This window comes from Cryobacterium sp. AP27 (assembly GCF_056680495.1).
In genome coordinates this window covers 2848646-2866075 of sequence record NZ_CM155285.1, presented here as the reverse complement: position 1 = coordinate 2866075, position 17430 = coordinate 2848646, and the positions used below count along the sequence as shown (strand labels likewise).

General features: G+C 65.7%; 16 protein-coding genes and 1 tRNA gene. 8 read left to right on the top strand and 9 right to left on the bottom strand.

Annotation, left to right across the window (positions count from 1 at the left end; genetic code table 11):
* Positions 1-44: 44 nt before the first annotated feature.
* Positions 45-1247: a pyridoxal phosphate-dependent aminotransferase gene (locus AC1MB9_RS13495; protein ID WP_479962453.1), complete on the bottom strand. Its 1203-nt coding sequence runs from the start codon at positions 1245-1247 to the stop codon at positions 45-47.
* Positions 1248-1434: 187 nt separating this feature from the next.
* Here AC1MB9_RS13495 and AC1MB9_RS13490 point away from each other — a divergent pair.
* From AC1MB9_RS13490 to rplA, 5 genes are all read left to right on the top strand, one after another.
* Positions 1435-1507: transfer RNA gene (locus tag AC1MB9_RS13490), tRNA-Trp, on the top strand.
* A gap of 42 nt (positions 1508-1549) precedes the next feature.
* Positions 1550-1819 (top strand): preprotein translocase subunit SecE, encoded by a 270-nt coding sequence (gene secE, locus AC1MB9_RS13485; protein WP_479962452.1) that lies wholly within the window; start codon positions 1550-1552, stop codon positions 1817-1819.
* Between the two features lie 88 nt (positions 1820-1907).
* Complete coding sequence (gene nusG, locus AC1MB9_RS13480) at positions 1908-2867, top strand: transcription termination/antitermination protein NusG (protein WP_479962451.1); 960 nt, start codon at positions 1908-1910, stop codon at positions 2865-2867.
* A 96-nt stretch (positions 2868-2963) separates the two neighbouring features.
* Positions 2964-3395: a 50S ribosomal protein L11 gene (gene rplK, locus AC1MB9_RS13475; protein WP_479962450.1), complete on the top strand. Its 432-nt coding sequence runs from the start codon at positions 2964-2966 to the stop codon at positions 3393-3395.
* A 104-nt stretch (positions 3396-3499) separates the two neighbouring features.
* Complete coding sequence (rplA, locus tag AC1MB9_RS13470; RefSeq protein WP_479962449.1) at positions 3500-4189, top strand: 50S ribosomal protein L1; 690 nt, start codon at positions 3500-3502, stop codon at positions 4187-4189.
* 79 nt (positions 4190-4268) lie between these two features.
* Here the strand turns inward: rplA and AC1MB9_RS13465 are convergent, their stop codons facing one another.
* A complete protein-coding gene (locus AC1MB9_RS13465; RefSeq protein WP_479962448.1) occupies positions 4269-5702 on the bottom strand; it encodes an aminobutyraldehyde dehydrogenase in 1434 nt (477 codons plus the stop codon).
* A 106-nt stretch (positions 5703-5808) separates the two neighbouring features.
* Between AC1MB9_RS13465 and AC1MB9_RS13460 the strand changes: the two genes are divergently transcribed.
* Complete coding sequence (locus AC1MB9_RS13460; RefSeq protein ID WP_479962447.1) at positions 5809-6720, top strand: GntR family transcriptional regulator; 912 nt, start codon at positions 5809-5811, stop codon at positions 6718-6720.
* On the opposite strand, the gene AC1MB9_RS13455 is transcribed toward AC1MB9_RS13460, so the two are convergent.
* The 3 genes from AC1MB9_RS13455 to AC1MB9_RS13445 all read right to left on the bottom strand — a co-directional run bounded on the left by AC1MB9_RS13455 (position 6710) and on the right by AC1MB9_RS13445 (position 10971).
* The gene (locus tag AC1MB9_RS13455; RefSeq protein ID WP_479962446.1) at positions 6710-8389 is read right to left on the bottom strand and encodes an ATP-binding cassette domain-containing protein; all 1680 of its coding nucleotides are present in this window, start codon (positions 8387-8389) and stop codon (positions 6710-6712) included. The two genes, AC1MB9_RS13460 and AC1MB9_RS13455, sit on opposite strands and share 11 nt — an antisense overlap.
* Positions 8386-9144, bottom strand: coding sequence for an ABC transporter permease subunit (locus AC1MB9_RS13450; protein WP_479962445.1), 759 nt, complete (start codon positions 9142-9144; stop codon positions 8386-8388). The genes AC1MB9_RS13455 and AC1MB9_RS13450 overlap by 4 nt, the downstream gene beginning before the upstream one ends.
* Before the next feature lie 333 nt (positions 9145-9477).
* Complete coding sequence (locus tag AC1MB9_RS13445; protein ID WP_479962444.1) at positions 9478-10971, bottom strand: helix-turn-helix domain-containing protein; 1494 nt, start codon at positions 10969-10971, stop codon at positions 9478-9480.
* A 168-nt stretch (positions 10972-11139) separates the two neighbouring features.
* Here AC1MB9_RS13445 and aceB point away from each other — a divergent pair, with 168 nt between their 5' ends.
* Positions 11140-12804, top strand: coding sequence for a malate synthase A (gene aceB / locus AC1MB9_RS13440; RefSeq protein WP_479962443.1), 1665 nt, complete (start codon positions 11140-11142; stop codon positions 12802-12804).
* Positions 12805-12915: 111 nt separating this feature from the next.
* Positions 12916-13443 (top strand): N-acetyltransferase family protein, encoded by a 528-nt coding sequence (locus tag AC1MB9_RS13435; protein ID WP_479962442.1) that lies wholly within the window; start codon positions 12916-12918, stop codon positions 13441-13443.
* A 1-nt stretch (position 13444) separates the two neighbouring features.
* Here AC1MB9_RS13435 and AC1MB9_RS13430 read toward each other — a convergent pair whose 3' ends face one another.
* From AC1MB9_RS13430 to AC1MB9_RS13415, 4 genes are all read right to left on the bottom strand, one after another.
* Positions 13445-14890, bottom strand: a complete 1446-nt coding sequence (locus tag AC1MB9_RS13430) for a cryptochrome/photolyase family protein (protein ID WP_479962441.1) — start codon at positions 14888-14890, stop codon at positions 13445-13447.
* Between the two features lie 114 nt (positions 14891-15004).
* A complete protein-coding gene (locus tag AC1MB9_RS13425) occupies positions 15005-15979 on the bottom strand; it encodes an NADP-dependent oxidoreductase (protein WP_479962440.1) in 975 nt (324 codons plus the stop codon).
* A gap of 35 nt (positions 15980-16014) precedes the next feature.
* Positions 16015-16674, bottom strand: a complete 660-nt coding sequence (locus AC1MB9_RS13420; protein WP_479962439.1) for a YqaJ viral recombinase family protein — start codon at positions 16672-16674, stop codon at positions 16015-16017.
* 68 nt (positions 16675-16742) lie between these two features.
* Complete coding sequence (locus tag AC1MB9_RS13415; RefSeq protein ID WP_479962438.1) at positions 16743-17414, bottom strand: ABC transporter ATP-binding protein; 672 nt, start codon at positions 17412-17414, stop codon at positions 16743-16745.
* Positions 17415-17430: the final 16 nt, after the last annotated feature.

Here is a 17430-nt window from a genome sequence, read left to right as displayed (position 1 = left end):
GTTGTGCTCCTTTGTGACGAAGCCCGCCGGTCAGTTACCGCGGGTCAGGCAAACAGGCGTTGCAGGCGCTGGATCCCCTCGAGCAGGGCGTCGTCGCCGAGGGCATAGGACAGTCGCAGGAAGCCGCTCGGCCCGAATGCCTCGCCGGGTACGACAGCGACCTCTGCCTTGTCAAGGATGAGGTCGGCCAGCTCAAGCGATGACGTGGGGGTGACCCCGGCCCACTCGCGGCCGAGGAGACCGGACACATCCGGGTAGACGTAGAACGCGCCCTGCGGCGTGGGCGTCACGATGCCGTCGATCTTGTTGAGCTCGGCGACGATGAGCTTGCGACGGCGGTCGAAGGCGCTGTGCATTTCGTGGGCGGCGTCCTGCGGGCCGTTGAGGGCCGCAACCGCCGCGCGCTGGGAGATGTTCGACACGTTAGACGACAGGTGGGACTGCAGGTTTCCGGCTGCCTTCATGGCGTCGGCGGGACCGACCATCCAGCCCAGGCGCCACCCGGTCATGGCATAGGTCTTGGCCACGCCGTTCACGAGAATGGTTCGGTCGGCGAGGGCGGGGACGGCTTCGACGATCGATACGGCGCGCACCCCGTCGTAGGTGAGGTTCTGGTAGATCTCGTCGGAGATCACCCAGAGCCCGTTCGCCTCGGCCCATTCTCCGATGGCCTTCGTCTGCTCGGGTGAGTACACGGCGCCCGTGGGGTTGGACGGTGAGACGAACAGCAGCACCTTTGTGCGCGGCGTTCGTGCGGCCTCGAGCTGCTCCACGGTCACCAGATAGCCCTGGTCGCTGCCCGCGAAGACGTCGACGGGAACGCCGCCGGCGAGGCGGATCGCCTCGGGGTAGGTGGTCCAGAATGGCGTCGGCACAAGAACCTCGTCGCCCGGATCGAGCAGCGTGGCGAAGGCCTGGTACACGGCCTGTTTGCCGCCGTTGGTCACGACCACCTGGCTCGGCGATACGGTAAGTCCGCTGTCCCGCAGGGTTTTTGCCGCAATGGCCTCACGCAGTTCCGGCAGCCCGGCCGCCGGGGTGTAGCGGTAGTTCTTGGGATCGTGCACGGCGGCGAGGGCGGCCTCCACGATGTGTGGGGGAGTGACGAAGTCCGGTTCCCCGGCTGCGAAGCTGATCACCGGTCGCCCGGCGGCCTGCAGCGCCTTCGCCTTTCCGTCAACCTTGAGGGTCGCCGACTCCGCAATGGAGCCGATCCGAGTGGAAATCCGTTTGAGTTCGTGTTTCACGGTTCGAGCATACGGCGCCGGGGGTCGGCCACGCCAGAACCACGCCCGGAATAGGCGGCGCGACCGGCCAAGAGCCCCTCAGCTTTACACCCGGCTCCGCGTCACCTAGACTTGATGGAGGTAGTTGAAATCTGCCATGCTTTTTTGCGCCTTTTTGGTGTGGTGCGGCATGCGGACTTTACTCCATAGGGTGGTGGCTCAATTGGTAGAGCAGCGGTCTCCAAAACCGCAGGTTGCAGGTTCGAGTCCTGTCCGCCCTGCAAGTCGGTGGTAACTCCACCGGCCCATGAAAGGTGTAACAGGTGGCCCGAAAAGTTGTCGACGAACCCGGTGAGGAAGTCGTCGCGAACGCAAGAATGGCCCGCGAATCCAAACGCGGTCCCTTCGCTCGTGTGTCCCTGTTCGTGCGCCAGGTCATGGCCGAACTCCGCAAGGTCGTCACACCGACCCGCAAGGAACTGCTCAGCTACACCGGTGTCGTACTCGTTTTCGTCGTGATCATGATGGCTATCGTCTCCGTGTTCGACTGGGTGTTCGCCTTCGCGGTCACCTTCATGTTCGGCACGCCGTAGCTATTCGAGCTGTCGCACCACATCATGGCAACGCCGTAGCGGCGGGTTTCCTGCCGAAGCAAGCGAATTAGAGAAGGATTGAGATTTAGTGACTGAGACGAAGCATGACGATGTCGACTGGGCCACTGCCGCCGAGCAGTCCGGCGAAGATGATGAGGCACAAGAGGGCAACATCCTCGCCGCCGAGGAAGATTCGGTAGAGGCCGCTGAGCACGCCGCCCTGCACGTCGTCGACGAGAACGGCAGCGTCGAGGTCAACCTCGATGCGGCCCTCGATGCGCTTGCCGACTCATCCGATCCGGAAGCCGACGAGATTGTCAACGACGCGCTCGACGTCGACAACGCCGCTGAAGCGGATGCCTCGGTTGAGGCCGTCGAAGACGAAGAGACGATCGTGACCGAGGAGGCTTCCGACGAAGCCGACGCTGAAGTCGACCCGTACGACGCGTTCCGTAAGGAACTGCGCTTTCTGCCGGGCAAGTGGTACGTCATTCACTCCTATGCCGGCTTCGAGCGTCGCGTGAAGTCGAACATTGAGAACCGCAAGCAGTCCATGGCGATGGAAGATTTCATCTACCAGTGCGAAGTTCCCATGGAAGATGTCGTCGAGATCAAGAACGGCCAGCGCAAGATGGTCACTCGCGTGCGCATCCCGGGCTATGTGCTCGTGCGCATGGACCTCGACGAGGACAGCTGGTCGGTTGTTCGCCACACGCCGGGTGTCACCGGGTTCGTGGGTAACGCTCACAACCCGACCCCGCTGCGTTTCGAGGAGGCCTTCGGAATGCTCAAGGGTCTCGTCGAGATTCAGGAAGCCCCTGTCACCAAGGGCAAGGCGCATGGCGGCAAGTCTCCGCAGCGCGTTGTCGCAGCCGAGGTCGACTACGAAATCGGCGAGACGATCACCATCAAGGAAGGTTCGTTCGCCGGCCTGCCTGGTTCGATCAGCGAGATCAAGCCGGAGAGCGGCAAGCTCATTGTGCTCGTGTCGCTCTTCGAGCGCGAGACCCCGGTCGAGCTCAGCTTCGACCAGGTCACCAAGCTCTAGGCTCCGGCAGCTCACTCCCCAAACCACCGGGGCCCGTCCGGGCCACCGGGAGAGCGGCCCTTCGGGGCGGCTCGAAACGAAAGAGAAGGAAGAACAATGGCACCGAAGAAGAAGGTTACAGGTCTGATCAAACTTCAGATCAAGGCCGGCGCCGCCAACCCCGCCCCGCCCATTGGGCCGGCACTGGGCCAGCACGGCGTCAACATCATGGAATTCTGCAAGGCCTACAACGCTGCGACAGAAGCCCAGCGCGGAAACGTCATCCCGGTTGAGATCACCGTGTACGACGACCGTTCATTCACTTTCATCTTGAAGACCCCGCCCGCAGCGGAGCTCATCAAGAAGGCGGCCGGCGTTGCCAAGGGCAGCGGAACCCCGCACACGGTCAAGGTTGCCAAGCTTACGCAGGCACAGATCCGCGAAATCGCCGAGACGAAGATGGCTGACCTCAACGCCAACAACATCGAAGCAGCAGCGAAGATCATTGCCGGCACGGCTCGCTCCATGGGCGTCACGGTCGAGGCCTAAGCCTCATCCCCTGGCGCACCTCGCGCCTCCAGTAATTAGCACGACGTGGAAGAGCCAGCCAGGCTCACGAAAACCACATTCTCAGTACACACAGGAGATTTCACATGGCAACTAAGTCAAAGGCCTACCGCGCCTCTGCCGAGAAAATCGGCGCCGACACGTTCTACACGCCGACCGCAGCCGTCGCTCTCGCCAAGGAGACCGGCTCGTCCAACTTCAATTCCACTGTTGAGGTCGCCCTGCGCCTCGGAGTCGACCCCCGCAAGGCTGACCAGATGGTCCGCGGTACCGTGATTCTTCCTCACGGCACCGGACGCACCGCTCGCGTCATCGTCTTCGCAACGGGCCCCGCGGCCGAGGCCGCTATCGCTGCCGGCGCCGACGAGGTCGGTGGCGACGAGCTCATCGAGAAGGTGGCCGCCGGCTACACCTCGTTCGACTCCGCCGTCTCCACCCCGGAGCTCATGGGTAAGGTCGGACGCCTCGGAAAGGTCCTCGGCCCGCGTGGCCTCATGCCCAACCCGAAGACCGGCACCGTGACGCCTGACGTCGCGAAGGCCGTTTCTGACATCAAGGGCGGAAAGATCGCATTCCGCGTGGACAAGCACGCGAACGTGCACTTCGTCGTCGGCAAGGCGAGCTTCTCCGCTGAGCAGCTCAACGAGAACATCGCCGCAGCCCTCGAAGAGGTTGTTCGTCTCAAGCCCAGCTCCTCCAAGGGCCGCTACATCACGAGGGGCGTCGTTTCGACCACCTTCGGTCCTGCCATCCAGCTCGATGTGAACGCCTTCTAAGCTCCTTCACAGGTAGTTCGCTGCGCAACAAAGCAGGGCCCGTCTTCGGACGGGCCCTGCTTTGTTGCGTGCGGTGGCCTCAGCCGATGTAGCTCATGACGTGCTTGATGCGGGTGTAGTCTTCCAGGCCGTACATCGAGAGGTCCTTGCCGTAACCGGAGTGCTTGAACCCACCGTGTGGCATCTCGGCGACGAGCGGGATGTGCGTGTTGATCCACACGCAGCCGAAGTCGAGGTTTTTGGCCATGCGCATGGCCGTGCCATGATTGGTCGTCCAGACGGAGGACGCAAGACCGTACTGCACATCGTTGGCCCAGGTGAGCGCCTGCGCCTCGTCCGTGAACTTCTGCGCGGTGATCACCGGGCCGAAAATTTCGTTCTGAACCGCCTCATCGGTCTGGAGCAGATTCGACACGATCGTGGCTTCGTGAAAGTAGCCGCGGGTGCCCTGCCGGTGCCCGCCGCGCTCGAGCGTGGCGTGATCGGGGAGGCGCTCGATGACGCTCTGCACACGGCCGAGCTGGTCGGCGCTGGAGAGTGCGCCGTAAAGGATGCCCTCGTCGAGTGGAGCACCCGTGCGGGCGTTGTCCTTGGCGTAGGCGGCGAGAGCCGCCATGAACTCGTCGTGTATGCCTTCCTGCACGAGAATGCGGGTGGCGGCGGTGCAATCCTGACCCCCATTGTAGAAGGCGGCGCCCACGATGCCTTCGACGGCGCCGGCAATATCGGCGTCGTTGAACACAATCGCCGGCGCCTTGCCTCCCAGCTCGAGGTGGACTCGCTTGAGGTCGAGGGCTGCCGCGCCGGCGACCTCCATTCCGGCCCGCACCGAGCCGGTGATGGACACCAACTGGGGCGTGCGGTTCGTCACGAGGGACCGCCCGGTGTCACGATTGCCCGTGACGACGTTGAAGGTGCCGGAGGGCAGAAACTCAGACGCGATCTCGGCCATGAGGAGCGTGGACGCGGGTGTGGAATCGGAGGGCTTCAGCACGATCGTGTTGCCGGCTGCGAGCGCCGGGGCGATCTTCCACATCGCCATCATCATCGGGTAATTCCACGGGGTGACCTGTCCGACGACGCCGATGGGTTCCCGGCGCACGAACGAGGTGTGGTCCTTCATGTACTCGCCCGCTGACTTGCCCTCGAGCATGCGGGCGGCGCCCGCGAAGAAACGAAGCTGGTCGAGCATCATGTCGACCTCTTCGCCGACGAGTCCGGGGCGCGGTTTTCCGGTGTTCTCGCTCTCCACATCCGCGAGTTCCTCGGAGCGGGCCTCAAGGGCATCGGCGAACTTGAGCAGGGCCTGCTGACGTTCGCCGGGAGTGGTTTCTCCCCACGTTTCAAAGGCCGTTGCTGCGCACTGGTAGGCGGACGCGACATCCGCTTCGGTGGATACCGGCGTCGTCGCGTAGACGTCTTCGGTAGCGGGATTGACGATGTCGAGGCGTTCGGTCGCGGTCGACTCCGCGTAGTCGCCGTTGACGAAGTTGTGGAGTTCACGAGTGGCCATGGCCGTCCTTCCAGACAAGAGAGGCGACGCCGGTGGCTCGGTTCGGTGACAGCCCTGTCGCCTCTGGGCACGAAGCCCTACGGTGACGATACCCCACCTGAGTCGCATGGCAGAGTGCGCGGAACTACTGCGCATATATGCGCGAAATTGTCTACCCTTCAGAGGGTATTTTTCGGATGTGGCACAGTTGAAAGTGCGTGCAGTACGTTTGGGCAATTGGGGTGCCAGCATGCGGGGGATACGGGGACGAGCAGCGACGAACGAGGGTGAATTGGTACAAACCGGTGGTCAAGTCGCCTATGAGATCCTGCGCGCGAGGATTCTGTCGGGCGAACTTGCCGCACACGCCACACTGCGTGAGCAGGCGCTGGCCCAGGAGCTCGGCGTGAGTCGTACGCCTGTGCGTGAAGCACTTCGGCGGCTCGACGCGGCGGGCCTGGTGGAATTCGTTCCCAACCGGGGCGCCACCGTGCTGGCCTGGTCGCGCGAACAGATACGGGAAACGTATTTCGTGCGAGCATCCCTGGAGAGCCGCGCCGCCGGTCTTGCTGCCGCACGCATCCAGCCGACGGAGCTGAAGCTTCTCGCGCTGCTGATTGAACGGATGGAACCGTTCGTGCTGTCCACGGAGGACGTCGGAATAGCGACCCTTGCGCGCCTGAACGCCCAGTTCCATCACACCGTTGTCACTGCGGCCGATAGCACGCAACTGCTGGCCCTCACTCAGTCGGTCGTTCGAGTGCCCATGATGGCGAGCATGTTTCGGGCCGATGGTGCCCAGTATCGCGCGCGCAGCAATCACCAGCACCGCGATATTCTGACGGCACTCGAGTCGGGGGACTCCCTGTGGGCTGAAGTCTCCATGCGCGCGCACATCCTGGCCGCGCGCAACATGGTGTCGAGCGAGGCGGTGTGCACGCCCCTCGTGGCGACGCTGGTCGAACCTGACGACGTGCCAGGATTCGAAGCTGCCGCAACCGTCGAGCCCGAAGCGGACCGCGCGCGGCTTACGATCTGACCGAGAAGCTCGTGAGAGCGTCGCCCCGGGCGGCGGCCACCAGGCGGCGGGTGTAGTCATGCTGCGGGGAGGCGAGCAGGTCCGGCACCGACGCGTGCTCGACGATCGCGCCCTCCCGCACGACGGCCACCCGTCCGCAGCTTGCCGCGAGCACGGGGACGCTCTCGGTCACGATGATCAGGGTGAACGCGAACTTATTCTGGAGCTTGTGCAACAGGTCAATGACCGTGGCGGCATCGGCCGCGTCCAGGGCCTGTGTGGGGTTGTCCGCGACCAGTAGCTCCGGATCGCACGAGACGGCTCCGGCGATCAACACGCGTTGGGCCATGAGCGGCGTGAGGTCACCCGGGAAGAGTGCGAAGGTTGCCTGGGGGTCGGGGAAGCCCACCGTCTCCAGCAGCTCCAGCGACAGCCGTTTGGATGCGGCCCTGGAGAGTCCCAGCGCCTTGCGCAGCGGGGCCCGCAGGTGGTCCCCAACGCTGAACGCGCCATCGAGGCTCGCGAGGGGCTCGCGGGGAACATAAGACATGTCCGTGCCTCGTAGCCGGGTGGCGGAGCGCTCGGGCAGGCCAACGAGTTCGACGCCGTTGAACAGGATCGACCCACCGGTGATGCGCGCCCCCGGGGCCAGAAGCCCGCCCGCGGCCAGGGCTATCTCCAACGCTCCGGAGTCGGCACCGCCGAGAAGTCCGACGATCTCGCCCGCGGCGACGGTCAGAGACACCCCGGAGACGATGTCGGGGGCCTCTGGCGCCACCGAGATGCGGAGGCCCCGAACGTCGAGCAGGGCGGACGACCGAAACCATAGCGACGGCATGGGCTCGTCGGCTTCCAACGCATCGGGCGATATCGGCGTTGTGCGTTCCTGACCGGATTCCGCGGGGACGACCGGCGCGGGACCCCGCGGGGGCGCCGGAAGCACCGCAAACCCCAGTCCCGTCGCGGCTCCCGCCGTCAGCACCAGGAGGGCGAGCGGCATCCAGTCAGACAACGACCCGGTGGGCAGTTGATGCAGGGAATGCCGCAGCATCGAACCCCAGGTGGCGCCTTCCGGATCGACCGGTCCCAGAAAATCGATGTAGCAGCGGCCTACTACCACGATGGAGAAGACGAACAGGGACAGCCCGATGAGCCGAGCCCGCAGCGCCGGCACCGACGGCGGTTTCGCCTGACCCACGGGGGGCAGGCCCCGCCTGGCGCGGCGACGTTCGCTCGCCGACGGGGCGCGTGCGGCCCGTACCGCGCTGCGCACCAGCAGAAAAAACGGGATCGCGGCGAGCACTCCGCACAGGAACAGCACGCCGGAGAGATCGTCGTTCGCGTTGGCGACCACGACGACAAAAAAAATCAGGGCCGGAGTGGCAGCGCTCAGATACACGATCCACCCAACGACGGCCTCGACGCGTCCCGAGTGCATCCCGGCAAGCAGGCCGCACAGGGCGCCAATCGAGAGCGCCATGAGACCGGCGGCGAGGCCGCTGACCACCGCCTCGCGCGTGCCCTGGGTCAACCGCACCAGGAGTTCGTCGGGTGCCCGCCCGAGGGCGAGTAGCGGCGCACTCGCCGCCAGAACGGAAACGGCCGCCAACACGACGAGGGACATGGTGGCCAGCCGTCGTGCCCCGTCGTGCCGCAGCGCGCCCGGGGCCGCCAGGGCCGCGCCGGTCACGAGGTCTGCTCCGAAGGGCGCTGGATGCTCATCCGTGTGCCCCGCACCAGATCGATCGCCACAACGGCCACGATGGCGACGCCGAACACGGCCAGGGCGATCACGACCGGTGGGGACGTGGGGGCGGCCGACGCGATCGGTCCGCCGTGCCCGGCAACGACGGCTTCCATCACCAGCAGGGCCCCGACCAGCCCAAGCCCGTGCAGGGAGAGCGGGGGGACTGAGGCGGGCACGCAGCGTCGCGAAACGTGCACGCGAACAATGTGCCTCTGAGGCAGGCCCCGGCTGCGCAGGGTGCGCACGAGATCGGAACGCAGCATGGCGCGCGAGGTCATGGCGATCGGCCGGGCGACCGCGGCCGACGACCCCAGCGTCAGCGCAATCAGAGGAACGCTGATCGACGCCAACCATGCGGGAGCGGAATCGCCGAGTGGGACATAGGCGACCGCCGGGAATGGGGAGGCAAACCCCGCGACGTACGGCGCGATGGCCGCCCAGACCCAGAGCACCGGTATGACGTGCCCGGCGACGAGCACCAGAGAGAGCGCTCTCTCAACTCTTCTGCCGCGGTGGGCGGCCACCAACCCCATGGCCGCCGCGGCCACGGCCACCACAACCGTCGAGAGGACGGCAACGATCACAACAAACGGCAGCAGCCGCAGTGTCCCGTCACCGAGGGCGCCGCGCGGAGCCGCGTCAAGTGCCACAACCGCGGCCGAGCCGATCGCCAGCGCGCCGAGGGCGGGAAGCCACACTCGACGAGGAGATGAGCCGGGGGCGGAAACCGGGCGAGCGTTTAACATCTCAGCGGTTGTCATGGTCACCGCTCTCCCCCTCCCTGTTGGTGCTGGAACACGTGAGTCGAACCCATTGATTGTATGCAATCACGGACAGGTTTCATCTCGCGTGTGCGTAAGAATGCATAAACTTTCTGTCTACCCTGCATGAATTTGCACGCGAGTCTATCGCGAACGCACAACACGTCGTTCCCGGGTTCGCCAAAACGCATCCAGAACTACTCTACGCGGGCTTCACGGCGTGCCCGGTCGGTCGGGAGGCTTCCGCGAACGCTCCGATGTCACACTGTTCTACGCGGTGGCGTGTTCCGTCGGCGAGTGGGACTCGAGAAACTGGTAGACCTCGGTCTGGTCCACGCCCGGGAACGTGCCGGACGGCAGCGCAGCCAGAAGGCTGGTGGGCGTGCGGGCGGCCGGCCAGGAATTGGTCGCCCACCGGTCGGCCAGGTTGCGGGGAGGCAGCCGGCAGCACGACTCGTCTGGGCACTTCGAAACGGAGCGATTGGGGGTCTCGCGGCCCCTGAACCATTTCACTTCGCTGAACGGCACCCCGACACTGACCGAGTACTCTCCCTCCTTTGCCTTCTCGATGCGCGAGGTGCACCAGAAGGTCCCCGCCTGCATATCGGTGTACTGGTAGAACGCGCTGAACCGGTCGGCGACGTCGAAGACGGTGCGGGCCGTCCACGTGCGGCAGACCGTTGCGCCTTCCACCGCACCAAGGGCGTCGCTCGGGAAACGCACCGAGTCGTTCTCGTACGCCTTGATGATCGTGCCGGACTCGTGCACCTTCATGAAGTGCACGGGGATGTCGAGGCGCGCGGTGGCAAGATTCGTGAACCGATGCGCGGCGGTTTCGTACGACACCGAGAAAGCGTCGCGCAGGTCTTCCATGGAGATGCGGCGCAGCGTCTTCGCCTCGGTCAGCATGCGCACCGCATCGCGTTCTGGCAGCAGGATCGCCGCGGTCAGGTAATTCGTTTCCACCCGCTGGCGCAGAAAATCAGCATAATTTTCCGGTTCCTCGTGCCCGCACAGATGGCTCGCGAAGGCCTGCAGGATGGGCGGGCGGGAGTCACCGGATCCGGAACGTTCGGTGGGCAGGTAGATCCGGCCGTTGAGCTTGTCGGTCACCGACCGGGTCGAATGGGGGAGGTCGTGCACGTAGTGCAGCGAGTAGCCCAGGTGCGCGGCCATGTCGGCGACGACCTGCTGCGAGACCGGGCCGCCGGAATGACCCACCGCGCCGAGCAGTTCAAGCGCGAGAGCCTCAAGCTCGGGAAAGTAGTTGTCCTGCTGGCGCATGATCGCTCGCAGCTCCGAGTTGGCGCGTCTGGCCTGCTCCGGCGTGGCCGCGCGCTCCCGGTGCAGGCGGTCAATCTCGTTGTGCAAACTGAGAATTGTTTGCAGGGTCTCGTCGCTCTGGCCCTTCGATACCCGGATGCGCGGCAGGCCGAGGGCTTCGAAAACGGGACCCCGCTGGGCGCGTTCGACGGAAATCTCGAGCGCCGCACGCTCGGACGGCGCATCCGTTTTCATCAGGTCGTCAACGGTCGTGCCGAGGGCGGCGGCGATTGTGCGCAACATCGACAGCCGCGGTTCTCGTTTGCCGTTCTCGATCATCGAGACCTGCGAGGGCGCCCGGTCGATGGCCGCGGCCAGCCCGTCGAGGGTCATTCTTCGCATCCCCCGCAGCTCACGGATTCGGCGGCCGAGAACAAGGCCGTCGAACTCGGATTCCTCTTCAATGAGCGGGGGGAGGGTGACGGGACCGGAAGTGATCATGGCTCAGTGTGGCATGAAAAATTGCGTAGAACAGAAGAATGTCGATTATTCTCCCGAAACGTTCCGGTTGGCGCGCTTGCTTCCGAGAGAGAGTTATGTCGTACCAAGCACTCGCCATCGAAAACCGGATCGCCCAGGGTGGCACCCCACACACGAAGGAGAAACACCATGACAACCACTCACCCGGCGACGATCGACCGCCCGCAGACGTCCGGGACCAACACCGGCAGCTTCGCCACCGTTCCCGCCCACCTCGAAGTGACCGGGCCCCTGGGCGACCGCTACGACGAGGTTCTCACGCCGGAGGCGCTGGCATTTCTGGCCGAGCTGCACGAACGATTCGCCGGCACTCGCCATGACCTGCTCGCCAACCGGCTGCAGACCCGCGTGGATGCCGCGAACGGGCGAGACCCCAAATTTCTTCCGGAGACCGCGCATATTCGCCTCGACACCGAGTGGACCGTCGCCGGCCCCGGCCCGGGGCTCGAAGACCGACGCGTGGAGATCACCGGACCGACCGACCGCAAAATGGCCATCAATGCGCTGAATTCCGGCGCCAAGGTGTGGCTCGCCGACCAGGAGGACGCCACCAGCCCCACCTGGGCGAACGTCATCGAGGGTCAGATCACCCTCATGGACGCCGTACGCGACCGCCTGAGCTACACGAGCCCCGACGGCAAGGAATACACCGTCGGCGAGCAGACGCCCACGATCGTGATGCGCCCCCGCGGCTGGCACCTGGTCGAGAAGCACGTGACCTTCGTGGACCGCGCCAACCGCCGCATGAAGGCATCGGGGAGCCTGATCGATTTCGGGCTCTACCTCTTCCACAATGCGCAGAAACTCATTGAGAAGGGCAGCGGTCCCTACTTCTACCTGCCGAAGCTCGAAAGCCACAAGGAGGCTCGCCTGTGGAACGACATCTTCAGCTACTCGGAAGACCGCCTCGGCATCGTCCACGGCACCATCCGTGCCACGGTGTTGATCGAGACGATCCAGGCCGCCTTCGAGATGGACGAGATCCTCTTCGAACTGCGCGACCACTGCGCCGGACTCAACGCCGGGCGCTGGGACTACATCTTCAGCATCATCAAGACGTTCCGGGCTCGTGGCCGTCGCTTCGTTTTTCCCGACCGCAAGCAGATCACCATGACTGTTCCGTGCATGCGGGCATACACGGAACTGCTCGTGGCGACCTGCCACCGGCGCGGCGCGTATGCCATCGGTGGAATGAGCGCCTTCATCCCCAACCGCCGCGACCCGGAGGTGACGGAGCGAGCATTCGCACAGGTGACCGCCGACAAGCGTCGCGAAGCGACCGACGGTTTCGACGGAACCTGGGTGGCTCACCCCGACCTCATCCCGCTGGCCCAGGCCGAGTTCGACGCCGTGTTCGGCGACAACCCCAACCAGCTCGAGCGCACCCGCCCCGAGGTCGAGGTCACGGCGGCCCAGCTGCTCGACGTGGCGTCGATCGGTGGCACGATCACCGAGGAGGGCGTGCGCAGCAACCTGCTGGTCTCCCTGCGCTACATCGAGTCCTGGCTCCGCGGGGTGGGAGCGGCGGCCATCGACAACCTGATGGAAGACGCCGCCACCGCGGAAATCTCGCGCTCGCAGCTCTGGCAGTGGATCCACGAGAATTCCGTCACCGCCGAGGGCCGTCGCATCGATTCCGCCTGGGTCGACGAACTCCTGACCGAGACCGTCGCCGGACTCGAACGCACCGCAGATGACCGGTTCAACGACGCCCTCACGGTTCTGCGAAGCGCCGCTCTCGAACCTGAATTCCCGAGCTTCCTCACGGTGGGCGCCTACGCACGCTTCTTCTAGGCCGTGCCGCCGAGCGGGCGGCGACCGGTGGGCAACCACTGGTCGCCGCCCGCTCGGCGCATCCCGTCCGGCATCGAGTCGACGCGGTGGAACTCGACCTAGAGTGGACAGGTGAGCACAATACGAATCGCGACCCTCGCGGATGCCCCCGCCCTGGCCGAGCTGGCCGCCGCCACCTTCGAGCTGGCGTGCCCGCCGCAAACCACGGCGGCGGCCGTGCAGGAGTTTCTGAGGGATGTACTGGCCGAGGACAACTTTTTGGACTATCTGGCCGACCCGAACCGGCTCCTCCTGGTGGCCGCCGTCGAAGACATCCTGCTCGGTTACACCATGGTGAATTTCGGCGATCCGACCGACCCCGAAGTGAATTCCGCGGTCGGCATTCGTCCCACTGCCGAGGTGAGCAAATGCTATGTGCGCGCCGGCAGTCACGGTGGGGGACTCGCCGCGGCGTTGATGACCGCAACCCTGCATGTGGCGCGCGAGCACGGTGCCGCCGGGGCGTGGCTTGGTGTGAACGAACTCAATGCCCGCGCCATCCGCTTCTACGAGAAGCAGGGTTTCGCCCGGGTAGGCCGCAAGACGTTCCTCCTTGGCGGCGTGCTCGAAAACGACTACGTGCTTGAGCGCCCGCTCTGAACTACGTCGACGCCTTCGCTGCCTTGACCTCTTCGTAGGCGGCGAGGGCGGCGCGCCTCGTTTCTCCGAGGTCAACGATCGGCTCGGGATACGCATCCGTGCCCCACTCCGGCACGTTGGCACGCACATAGGACCCCTGCGGGTCGAACTTGGTGAGCTGTAGCTGGGGATTGAATACTCGAAAATAGGGCGCAGCGTCGGCGCCGGACCCGGCGACCCACTGCCAGCCGGCCGGGTTGCTCGCCGGGTCCGCGTCGACGAGAGTGTCCCAGAACCAGCGTTCGCCCACGCGCCAGTCGATGAGCAGATTCTTGGTGAGGAACGAGGCCGTGACCATCCGCACCCGGTTGTGCATCGAACCGGTGCGCCAGAGTTCCCGCATGCCGGCGTCGACCAGGGGAAAACCGGTGCGTCCCTGTTGCCAGGCGGTGAGTGCCGTTTCGTCAAGCGGCTGCCAGGGGAAAGCGTCAAAATCGCGTCGCCAATTCTCCGTGGCGAGCCGGGGCGCGTGAAACAGCACGTGGTAGCTGAATTCGCGCCAGCCCAGCTCGGTGAGAAAACGCACTTCGCCTCTGCTGGCCGAACCCTGCCGCCCGGCGCCCGCCGCACGGGTGGCATGCCACACCTGGTACGGACTGATTTCGCCCCAGCGCAGGTGGGGGGAGAGCCGTGAGGTGACGTTCTCCGCAGGCACATCGCGCTGTTCGGCGTAGCTGCCGAGACTGTCGCTGAGGAAGTCGTGGAGTCGGGCGTGTGCGTGTGCCTCGCCGGGGTGCCAGGCGGCGCGCAGGCCATCGGCCCAGTCGGGAGAGTTGGGCTCGAGGCCCCAATCGTCGAGGTCGTCGGCGGGTAGCTGACCGGGCCACGCGTCAATCGTGGTGGGCGCAGGGAACGGGTGTCGTGGCGGGGGCGCTGCGCTGCACGCCCGCCAGAACGGAGTGAAGACCGAGTAGGGGGTGCCCTGGCCGGTTGTGATGGTCCAGGGTTCGAAGAGCAACGAACCGGCAGAGCTCTGGGCGTTACGGCCGCTGCCCCGCAGGCCCGCCTTGATGCGCGTGTCGAGGTCGCGCTCGGCCTGGCCGTAACGACGATTCCAAAAGACCGCTGCGGCGTTGGTGCTCGCGGCGAGTTCGCTGATCACGGTTTCCGCGGGGCCGCGCCGCAATACGAGACGCACACCGAGAGCCCGAAGGGATTCAGTGAGAGATCGGAGGCTGTTGTGCAGCCACCAGCGTGCGGCGCCGCCGAGCGGACGGATCCCCGGGGATTGCTCGTCGAGCACATACACGGCGACCACGGGCGCACCGCGCGCAATCGCGTGGTGCAGCGCCGGGTGGTCGGCGAGGCGCAGGTCGTCTCGAAACCACACTATCGACGGGGCAGGAGTTCCGGAGATCGGCGTTGCCGGGCCCGGTTGTCCGGGAACATCGGTGTGGCGCTCGGACATGTGTGTGACCTCCGTTGTGTCGTGCCAGTCTTGCACCGCGGACGTGGGGAGGGATGACGGGTCTGACGCGCGCGGCACTCGCTAAGGGTTGGCGGCACGCGGCGTCCCCGGCGGTTAATCGGTGACGCGCAGCACGATCTTGCCGCGGGTGTGGCCGTCCTCCACGAGACGGTGGGCCGCAGCTCCCTCGGCAAGGTCGAAGACCCGGTCGATGTGCACGCGCACGGCCCCGGAATCCATGAGAGCGCTGATGCGGTCGAGCGCACGGGCATCGCTCGAGACCTTGTAGCCGGTGGCCCGGATTCCCGCGGCCGCGGCCTCCCGGGCCATGGTGGGCCAGCTTCCGGTGGGCGCATTCACCAGGATGCCGCCCGGACGGATGACGCTCAAGGAGCGTGATCCGGTGTTGTCGTGCACGTTGCCGATCAGGTCGATGACCGCGTCGAGGTCCTGCACCCGTTCCTCAAACCGCGTCGTCGTGTAGTCGATCACCTCATCCGCCCCGAGCTCCCGCAGGAAATCCAGGCTGTTGGTGGAGCAGGTCGCCGTGACGTGTACTCCGAAGGACTTGGCGAACTGAATCGCGAGGTGACCGACGCCGCCGCTGCCGGCGTGTACGAGCATCCGCTGACCCGGCTCGGCGCCGGCCATGTCGACGACCATGCCCCACGCGGTGAGCGCGGCGACGGGCAGCGCGGCGGCCTCCACGTGGCTGAGCCGCGCCGGTTTGCGGGTCACGCTGAGCGCGGTGACGGCCACGTATTCGGCGTATGTTCCGCCCGTGCGCGGAACCCGGGCCATGCCGTAAACCTGGTCGCCGGGCTGCAGAGCAAATCCCTCATAGGGCGAGCGCACGACCACGCCGCAGAAGTCGTTGCCGAGCACGACGGGGTAACCGGTGATGGCGGCCGAGACGCCCTTGCCCGACCGGGTCTTGGCATCGATGGGATTGACTCCGGCGGCGACCACCCGCACGAGCAGCTCATCGAGAACCGGCACGGGCAGCGGCATGTCAACGAGGTGTAGCTCTTCGGGCGTGCCGGGTCGGTCGATGACAAGGGCACGCATGGTCTTCGGCAGGTCGGTCATGACACCATTCTGCCGCGTACCGCGTCCAGTGCGAGTTACCGCGCGGTGCGGGCCTGTCGGTCGAGGTATTCCTGCTCGAGCAGCCCGATCAGGTCGTTCGCGAAACCGATGAGAATGGCGATCTGGTCTTCATCGCGTTCGATCCAGCGGCACTCGGGAACCGGGTTCACCGGTACGAAGTCGCGGTGCTGCTCCCACACCAGCAGGGTGCGGTCCGCGCCTAATACGTACTGCTGCCACCACACCTGGCGCAGGTACGAGCGGGGAATGCTGCGCCACGGCTTGCTGGTCGTCTTGATCTCGGCGAGTTCGAGCACGCCGTTCTCGCCGCGCCCCACCCCGTCCGGTGTCGCCAGATGTCGTGGCTGATCGGCCGCGTGGAAGAGATTGTTGCTGGGCTCGATGCCGTAGGTCGCGAGCACCCACGCGGCGATCTCCGGTTCGCGTGCGCGACCGTAGTCGGTGAACGTGTTTCCGGTGAAGCTGCTGCCGTTGAGCTTGTCGAACGCGGCGTTTTGCACGGACTTGGGGGTGGCGAGCTTGGCGACATCCGTTGCCGTGATGCCGCGGGCACGAGCCCGCAGCCACGCGACGCGGTCCTCGGAACTGGCAACGATGCGTCGCGTGTGCGGCAGCGGCTGAGGAACGGTGACGGGGGACTCCGGCTCAAAGAGGGAGAGCAAGGAATCGGTCACTGTTCAACTATGTCACTCCGGCGCACGGTGGCGGCCACGAAACGCCCCGCCGCCGCCACCCGCCGGGCCTACGCAACTTCTTTCAGCACACCCTTGCTGATGTGCAGCCGACGTTGGGCGCGGTTGGCCACGGCCGTGTCGTGGGTCACGACGATGAGAGTGAGCCCGCGGTCGCGCCAGAGGCCCTCAAGCAGGTCCATGATCTCGTCGCGCGTGTCCTCGTCGAGGTTGCCGGTCGGTTCGTCGGCCAGTAAAACGGTGGGTTCCTTCACCAGGGCCCTGGCGATGGCTACCCGCTGCTGCTGCCCGCCCGACAGCTCGGCGGGCAGATGAGTCAGGCGCTCGCCGAGGCCGACGGATGTCAGCGCCGCTACCGCGCGTTCCCGGCGCCGGGCGGAGGGGAGGCCCAGCGGGGCCAGCGCGGTCTCCACGTTCTCCTGCGCCGTGAGCGTGGGAATCAGGTTGAAGCCCTGGAACACGAAGCCGATCTCCTTCGCCCGGATGCCGCCGAGCGGTCCATCCCCCAACTTCGAGAGGTTGGACAGGCCGAGTTCGACGGTGCCGGAGCTGGGGCGGTCGAGCGCGCCGAGCATCTGCAGCAGGGTGGACTTGCCGCCGCCTGTCGGGCCCTGGATGGCGATCATCTGGCCGTCCGGAATGCTCAGGGTCACGTCGTTGAGGGCGGTGACGCTCCGCTTTCCCTGGTCGTATTTCTTGGTCACGCGGGTCAGTTCGTACATGGTGTTCTCCTTGACA